This is a genomic window from Streptomyces sp. URMC 127 (assembly GCF_051386535.1).
In the GTDB taxonomy this organism is placed as follows: Bacteria; Actinomycetota; Actinomycetes; order Streptomycetales; family Streptomycetaceae; genus Streptomyces.
The window spans coordinates 1-7,134 of sequence record NZ_JBPQTW010000286.1 but is presented as its reverse complement, the minus strand read 5'-3'; the positions used below and the strand labels follow the sequence as shown (position 1 = coordinate 7,134).

The window sequence follows — 7,134 nt, the reverse complement described above, 5'->3', positions numbered from 1 at the left end:
GTGGGGTGGGGCAGCTGATGGGTCTCGCGGACGGCGCGCGGCCGGTCAGGGGGTGCTGTCCCCCGGTTCGCAGGCGCGCATGTGGTGCCGTTCTTCGGCCTCGGCGGCCTCTGCGGCCTCGGCGTCGGCGGCTTCGGGTGCCGGGGGCGCTTCGACGTCTCCGAGGGGGCTCGCGTGCTTGGGCGGTCCTGCGGTGACGAGGAGCCCGCCGACGAGCCCGGCGAGGAGCATGATGCCCGAGCCCCAGGCGATGGCGGTGCGGAAGCCGTGGACGACGCCGGTCCTCACGATGGTGTCCCGGGCGGCGGGGGTCAGGGTGCCGCCGGTCGCCGCGGCGGTGGCGGCCGCGGTCTTCAGGTGCGCGGCGATGTACGTCGCGCCGGCCGAGGTGGCGATGGTGTTGAGGAGGGCGGTGCCGACGGAGCCGCCCACCTGCTGGGCGGTGTTGACCGTGGCGGAGGTGACGCCGGCGTCGTGCGGGGCGACGCCGGCGGTGGCGGTGGCCATGACGGGCATGAAGATCAGACCCATGCCGAGGCCGACGAGGAGCTCGGCGGGCAGCACGTGGCTGACGTAGGCGGGTTCGACGGGCAGGAAGGTGAGCAGGAACAGCCCGCCGGCGGCGAGGACGGCGCCGGGCACGATCAGGGCGCGCGGCGGCACGTGGTTGAGCAGACGGGCGGAGATCTGCGTGGAGCCGGTGACGATGGCCGCGGTCAGGGGCAGGAAGGCGAGCCCGGTCTTCAGCGGGGAGTAGCCGAGGACGACCTGCAGGTAGTAGGTCATGAACAGGAACATGCCGAACATGGCGACGACGGCCAGGCCCATGGTCAGGAACGCGCCGGTGCGGTTGCGGTCGCGGACGATCTGCAGCGGCAGCAGCGGGCTGCGGGCGCGGCCCTGCCACCACGCGAAGGCGCCCAGGAGGGCGGCGCCGCCGGTCAGCAGGCCGAGGACGAGCGGGGCGCTCCAGCCGCGCGGTTCGGCCTCGCTGCAGGCGTAGACGAGGGCGACGAGGCCGCCGCAGCCGAGGAGGACGCCGGGAACGTCCAGGCGGGGGCGTTCGCCGCGGCGGCGCCGGTCGTCGTGGAGGAAGGCGGCGGCGCCGAGGAGGGCGGCCAGGGCGATGGGCACGTTGACGTAGAGGCACCAGCGCCAGTCGAGGTATTCGGTGAGCAGACCACCGGCGATCAGGCCGATCGCGGCGCCGCCGCCGGCGATGGCGCCGTAGATGCCGAAGGCCTTGGCGCGCTCCTTGCCGACGGTGAAGGTGGTGGTGAGCAGGGACAGCGCCGAGGGGGCGAGGAGCGCGGCGAAGGCGCCCTGCAGGGCGCGGGCCGCGAACAGCAGGCCGGAGGTGTGGGCGGCGCCGCCGAGGGCGGAGGCGGCGGCGAAACCGGTGAGGCCGGTCATGAAGGTGCGTTTACGGCCGGCCAGGTCGGCGATCCTGCCGCCGAGGAGGAGCAGGCCGCCGAAGGCCAGGGTGTAGGCGGTGATGACCCACTGCCGGTTGCCGTCCGACACGTGCAGGGCGCGCTGGGCGGACGGCAGGGCGATGTTCACGATGGTGGCGTCGAGGACGACCATCAGCTGGGCGGTCGCGATGACCACGAGCCCCCACCAGCGGCGGGGGTCGGGTGCGGAGGGGCGTATCGGTCCGGTGTCGGAGGGACTGGTGGAACCCGTCGGACTCATGGGGCCTGCTCTCACGCCGGAGGTGCACAGATCCGCGTTCCAGCGTAGGCCGGACGGGTGAGGGGCGCCTGCCGGACGCGTGACTGGAGGCGTGACTGAAGGCGTGGCTGAAGGCGTGCTGAGCGGGTGACTGCACGTGTGGTCGAACGCGTGGCCGAACGCCTGGCTTACGCGGCGAGGCCCCGGCCCTACGGGATCAGTACGACCTTGCCCACTGTCCGCCGGGTTTCGAGCGCCCGGTGCGCGGCGGCGGCTTCGGCGAGCGGGAAGCGGGTGACGAGCGGGGTGACGCGGCCGGCCGCGGCGTCGGCGAGGGCGGCGGCCTCCAGGCGGCGCAGCCCTTCGGGGCCGCCGATGCGTTCGGCCATGGCGGGGCCGAGGACGTTGCGGGAGGTGATGCCGCGCTCGGCGAGCTCTTCCTCGCTGAGGGTGAACGACGGGCCCTCGGTCACGCCGTCGGCGGACCAGCCGAAGACCAGGTGGCTGCCGCCGGGGCCGAGCAGGCCGGTGGCGTGGCGGGCGGCCTCGCCGCCGACCCCGTCGAAGACGACGGTGGCGGCCCGTCCGCCGAGGGCTTCGCGGGCGGCGCCGGGCCAGGCCGGGTCGTTGTAGTCGAGGGCGATGTCGGCGCCGAGGGCGCGGACCCGCTCGGTCTTGGCGGGGCCGCCCGCGAGGCCGAGGACGGTGGCGCCCGCGTTCTTGGCGTACTGCACGAGGAGCGCGCCGATGCCTCCGGCGGCGGAGGTCACGACGGCGACGTCCTTGCTGCTCAGCTCGGTGAAGCCGAGGATCGCGAGGGTGGTGCGGCCGGTGCCGATCATGGCGATGGCCTCGGCCTCGCCGAGCCCGGCGGGCAGCTCGTGCACCTTCTCGACGGCGGTGACGGCGAGCTCGGCGTAGCCGCCGGGGACCATGCCGAGGTGGGCGACGACGCGCCGGCCGAGCCAGCTCGCGTCGACTCCCTCGCCGAGGGCGTCGACCGTGCCGGCGACCTCGCGGCCGGGGATGGTCGGCAGCTCGGCGGCGGCGTGGATCGCGCTGGAGTAGCCGGAGCGCAGGGCGGTGTCGAGGAGGTGCACGCCGGCGGCGGCGACCGCGATCCGGACCTGGCCGGGGCCGGGCGCGGGGTCCTCGACCCGCTCGTGGACGAGGTTCTCGGCGGGGCCGAAGGCGTGCAGTCGTACGGCGTGCATGGCGGTCTCCAGGGCGTTTCGGGGTGGTACGCGTGTCGCGTCTCGTGCCGTTGCTGCCCTTGAGTCTTCAACCTCAAGTTTGGTTGAGGTCAAGGCGTTGTCAGTGGCCTGTGCCACCGTGAGGACATGACGACGCACGGCAGGAAGCAGGCGCGTACGGCTACGGCTACGGCTCGCACGGCTACGGCTCGCATGGCTACGGCTCAGGCGCGGCCGGTGGCGAAGCTCCCGGAGGTGCGGCTGCCCGCGCTGCGGCCGCATGACGGCGCTGAGCTGGAGCCCGAGGGCGACTACGACGGCATCGCGTTCACGGACGCCGGCTTCGCGGCGCAGTCGGGCATAGGCGCCCGCTTCATGGACTGCGGTCTGTACCGCTGCGCGCTGGACGAGACGGAGCTGGTGGCGGCCCGGTTCACCGACTGCGTGCTGGAGGGGGTCCGCGGCGTGGGCACCGACCTGTCGAAGGCCGGCCTGCGGGACGTGGAGATCACCGACGCCCGGCTCGGCGGCACCCAGCTGCACACCGCCGTGCTGGAGCGCGTCCTCGTCCGCGGTGGGAAGATCGACTATCTGAATCTGCGCGGGGCCGTGCTGAAGGACGTCACCTTCGAGGGCGTCGTCCTCTCCGAGGCCGACTTCGGCGGCGCCCGGCTGGAGCGGGTCGTCTTCCGCGACTGCGCGCTGCGCCGCGCCGACTTCTCGGGGGCCCGGATGGCGGACGTGGACCTGCGGGCGGTGACGCAGCTCGACATCGCCCGGGGCATCGAGCGCCTGTCGGGCGCGGTGATCAGCCCGTCCCAACTTCTGGATCTCGCCCCGGCGTTCGCCGCGCAGATAGGCGTACGGGTGGAGCAGGCGGCGGGCTACACGCGCGGGAAGCGGGCCTGCAGGTCCCAGATGACGGGGTTGTCGGCGAGGCCCTCGTGCATGTCGCACAGGTCGGCGATCAGGTCGTGCAGGAAGTCGCGGGCCTCGCGGCGCAGGGCGCGGTGGTCGAAGGTGAGGGCGGGCTCGTCGGCCGGCATCCAGTCGGCGGAGACCTCCACCCACCCGAAGCGCCGCTCGAAGAGCATGCAGTCCGTGGATTCGGTGAAGTCGAGCTCGGCGAACTGCGGGGTGGCCGAGCGGCTGCCGCGCGGGTCGCGGTCGATCTGCTCCACGACGTCGCACAGCGCCCACGCGAAGTCGAGCACCGGCACCCATCCCCAGGCTGTGGACAGCTCGCGGTCCGCCTTCACGTCGGCGATGTAGACGTCCCCGCAGAAGAGGTCGTGCCGCAGGGAGCGCACGTCGGCGGTGCGGTAGTCCGTCTGAGGCGGGTCGGGGAAGCGGCGCGAGAGCGAGTAGCCGAGGTCGATCACGCCTCGATGGTGACACGGCCGCGGGCCGGACGCGTAAACGTGTACGAGCGGGCCGGGGAACGCGGACGGGTCCCGGGCCGGGGGAACGCGGACGAGTCCGGGGTGCCCCGCGTCGGCGGCGGGGCACCCCGGACTCATGTGCGGTTGATCGTTACTTCACCTGGGTCGTTACTTCACGTTGATCGCGGTCCAGGCGTTGGCGACCGCCTTGTACTCCGCGCTGGTGGAGCCGTAGAGGTCCGCGGTGGCCTTCAGGGTGCCGGTGCGGGCCGCCTTGTAGTTGGTGGTGGAGGTGAAGTACGTGGTCAGGGCCTTGTACCAGATCTTGGTGGCCTTGTCCCGGCCGATGCCGGTGACCTTGACGTTGTTGTAGGTCGGGCTGTCGTACGAGACGCCGTTCACCGTCTTCGCGCCGCTGCCCTCGGACAGCAGGTAGAAGAAGTGGTTGGCCGGGCCCGAGGAGTAGTGGACGTCCAGGCGGCCGAGCGAGGAGGTCCAGTAGTCCTTCGACCGGCCGTCCTTGCTGGGCTTGTCCATGTAGCGCAGCGGGGTGCCGTCGCCGTTGATGTTGATCTGCTCGCCGATGAGGTAGTCGCCCTTGTCGGTGGCGTTGTTGGCGTAGAACTCGGCGGCGGTGCCGAAGATGTCCGAGGTGGCCTCGTTGAGGCCGCCGGACTCGCCGCTGTAGTTCAGGCCGGCCGTGGCGGAGGTGACGCCGTGGCTCATCTCGTGCGCGGCCACGTCGAGCGAGGTCAGGGGGTTCTTGTTGCCCTCACCGTCGCCGTAGGTCATGCAGAAGCACTCGTCGTCCCAGAAGGCGTTGACGTAGGAGTCGCCGTAGTGGACGCGGGAGTACGCGGCGACGCCGTCGTTCTTGATGCCGGTGCGGCCGAGCACGTTCTTGTAGAAGTCCCAGGTCACGGCCGCGCCGTAGTGGGCGTCGACGGCGGCCTTCTGGTCGCCGTCGCCCCACGTGTCGGTGGAGTTGGTGAAGAGGGTGCCGGTGCCGTCGGTGCCCTGGGACAGGTTGTAGGTCTTGTGGCCGCCGCGCTCGCCGTCCTGGAGCAGATAGCCGCTGCCGCCCTTGGTGGTGGAGAGCGGGACGGTGCCGCTGTAGGTGCTGGTGCCCGAGCCGGTCTCGATGGCCTCGCGCTGGAACAGCTTCTTGCCGGTGTTGGCGTCGGTGATCACGTGCAGCTTGCTGGGCGTGCCGTCGTTCTGGACGCCCGTGACCACGGTCTCGTAGGCGAGGACGGGCTTGCCGGAGGCGGCCCAGATCACCTTGCGCGGCGCCCGCTCGGCGCCGGCCTTGGCGGTCTTCTCGTCCGCGGCGGCGCTGAGGGCGCTCTTCTTCGCGGCGGCGGGGGCCTGGGCCGGGGTGGTGCTGGGCACGGATATCTCGGCGTCGGTCGCCTTGTCGACGCTGCGCGAGCCGCTCTTCGCCTCGTGCACGACGAGATCGCCGCCGAGCACCGGCAGGCCGTCGAAGGTGCGCTCGTAGCGGGTGTGGACCGTGCCGTTCGCGTCCTTGATCACGTCGCGGACGACGAGCTTCTCCTTGCCGCCGAGGCCGAGCTTCGCGGCGGTGGAGGGAGCCGCGGACTGCGCGTCCTTGATGGCGGCGACCCGCTGCCCTGCGGAGACGGCGAGGGGCGAGGCCTCGCTCGCCTTGTCGGGGGCGGCGCTCGCGGAGCCGGTCTGCACGGCCACGGCGACCATGGCGGCGGAGGCGACGAGCGCGGCGGCGCGCAGGGAGTTCTTGCGGGAGGTGGAGGTGACGCTTCTCAACTCTGTCTCCTATGTGCGGGCCGTGAACTCACGTCCCTTTGAGGGGGGTTAGGGCAGCACGGGTTACGGCTGCCCGGTGGTGCAGGAGTGGTGCAGGAGTGGATTGAGGAGAGAGTGCCATCCCCTGACCGACTTTGACAGGGGCGCAACAAGGATTTGATCTGCCGTTCTCCGAAACGCGGTTGATTGATTCCGCTATGCGGTGAACTGACCGGCGCTGGTCTGGACTTGAAATCCGGCGTATCTCAGTTCGAGGGCAGCAGTTGTATGCGATCTCCTGAGATTGCATACAAGCGGAACGATGCAGACCGCCTGAAGGCCGTGGCCAGGCTAGGGCCGGCGGCATCAAGGCGGCATCAAGGTGGCGTGAAGTCAGGCCAACAGTTCAGGAAAGAAGGGGGAGAAGGGAAGAGGGCGAAGGGGGCGAAGGGAGGGAGTGCCGTCAGGGCAGAAGGCGCTGCTCCTTCGCGACGGCCACGGCGCCCGCCCGTGTGTCGACGCCCAACTTGTCGTAGATACGCCCCAAATGGGTCTTCACCGTCGCCTCGCTGATGAACAGAGCGCGAGCAATCTCCCGGTTGCCCAGCCCGCGGGCGAGTTGGGCGAGGATGTCCCGCTCGCGGTCGGTCAGCGCGGGCCGGCCCGCACCGCGCGCCCGCGCCATGACGCGGCTCGCGACGGGCGGCGACAGCGTCGTGCGCCCTTCGGCGGCCGCGCGGATGGCCGAGAACAGCTCCTCCGGGCGCTCGGCCTTCAGGAGATAGCCCGTTGCGCCGGCGTCGATGGCGCGGGTGATGTCGGCGTCCGTGTCGTACGTGGTGAGGACGAGGACGTACGGACCGCCGCCTTCCGTTCCTGTGGATTCCGTGACGATGCGACGAGTCGCCTCGATCCCGTCCATTCCCGGCCCGAGTTGAAGGTCCATCAGGACGACGTCGGGCCGCAGCCGGGCGGCCAGTACGACCGCCTCCTCGCCGCTGCCCGCCTCCCCGGCGACCTCGATGCCCGGCGCGCTGGCCAGCAGGGCCAGCAGCCCGGCCCGTACGACGGCGTGGTCGTCGCAGAGGAGAACGCGGACGGGGGCGGGGACGGAAGCG

5 protein-coding genes and 1 pseudogene are annotated in these 7,134 nt (G+C 71.7%); 1 reads left to right on the top strand and 5 read right to left on the bottom strand.

Annotation, left to right across the window (positions count from 1 at the left end; all coding sequences use genetic code 11):
- Window positions 1-45: 45 nt before the first annotated feature.
- The gene (locus ACSNOH_RS32050; protein WP_436724961.1) at window positions 46-1,695 is read right to left on the bottom strand and encodes an MFS transporter; all 1,650 of its coding nucleotides are present in this window, start codon (window positions 1,693-1,695) and stop codon (window positions 46-48) included.
- A 188-nt stretch (window positions 1,696-1,883) separates the two neighbouring features.
- Window positions 1,884-2,888, bottom strand: a complete 1,005-nt coding sequence (locus ACSNOH_RS32045) for a zinc-binding dehydrogenase (protein ID WP_436724960.1) — start codon at window positions 2,886-2,888, stop codon at window positions 1,884-1,886.
- A gap of 192 nt (window positions 2,889-3,080) precedes the next feature.
- On the opposite strand from ACSNOH_RS32045, the pseudogene ACSNOH_RS32040 reads away from it, so the two are divergent.
- Window positions 3,081-3,740: pseudogene (locus ACSNOH_RS32040) on the top strand (pentapeptide repeat-containing protein); the annotation flags it as partial.
- 11 nt (window positions 3,741-3,751) lie between these two features.
- Here the strand turns inward: ACSNOH_RS32040 and ACSNOH_RS32035 are convergent.
- The 3 genes from ACSNOH_RS32035 to ACSNOH_RS32025 all read right to left on the bottom strand — a co-directional run.
- Window positions 3,752-4,249 (bottom strand): hypothetical protein, encoded by a 498-nt coding sequence (locus ACSNOH_RS32035; RefSeq protein ID WP_436724959.1) that lies wholly within the window; start codon window positions 4,247-4,249, stop codon window positions 3,752-3,754.
- A 168-nt stretch (window positions 4,250-4,417) separates the two neighbouring features.
- The gene (locus ACSNOH_RS32030) at window positions 4,418-6,037 is read right to left on the bottom strand and encodes a M4 family metallopeptidase (protein WP_436724958.1); all 1,620 of its coding nucleotides are present in this window, start codon (window positions 6,035-6,037) and stop codon (window positions 4,418-4,420) included.
- Window positions 6,038-6,479: 442 nt separating this feature from the next.
- Window positions 6,480-7,134 (bottom strand): response regulator (locus tag ACSNOH_RS32025; RefSeq protein WP_436724957.1); only part of this gene is annotated, 655 nt, incomplete at its 5' end.

What these genes read in the sequence shown, in the direction of transcription:
- ACSNOH_RS32050 (WP_436724961.1), bottom strand. Translation starts at nt 1,695, where the DNA reads ATGAGTCCGACGGGTTCCACCAGTCCCTCCGACACCGGACCGATACGC.
- ACSNOH_RS32045 (WP_436724960.1), bottom strand. Translation starts at nt 2,888, where the DNA reads ATGCACGCCGTACGACTGCACGCCTTCGGCCCCGCCGAGAACCTCGTC.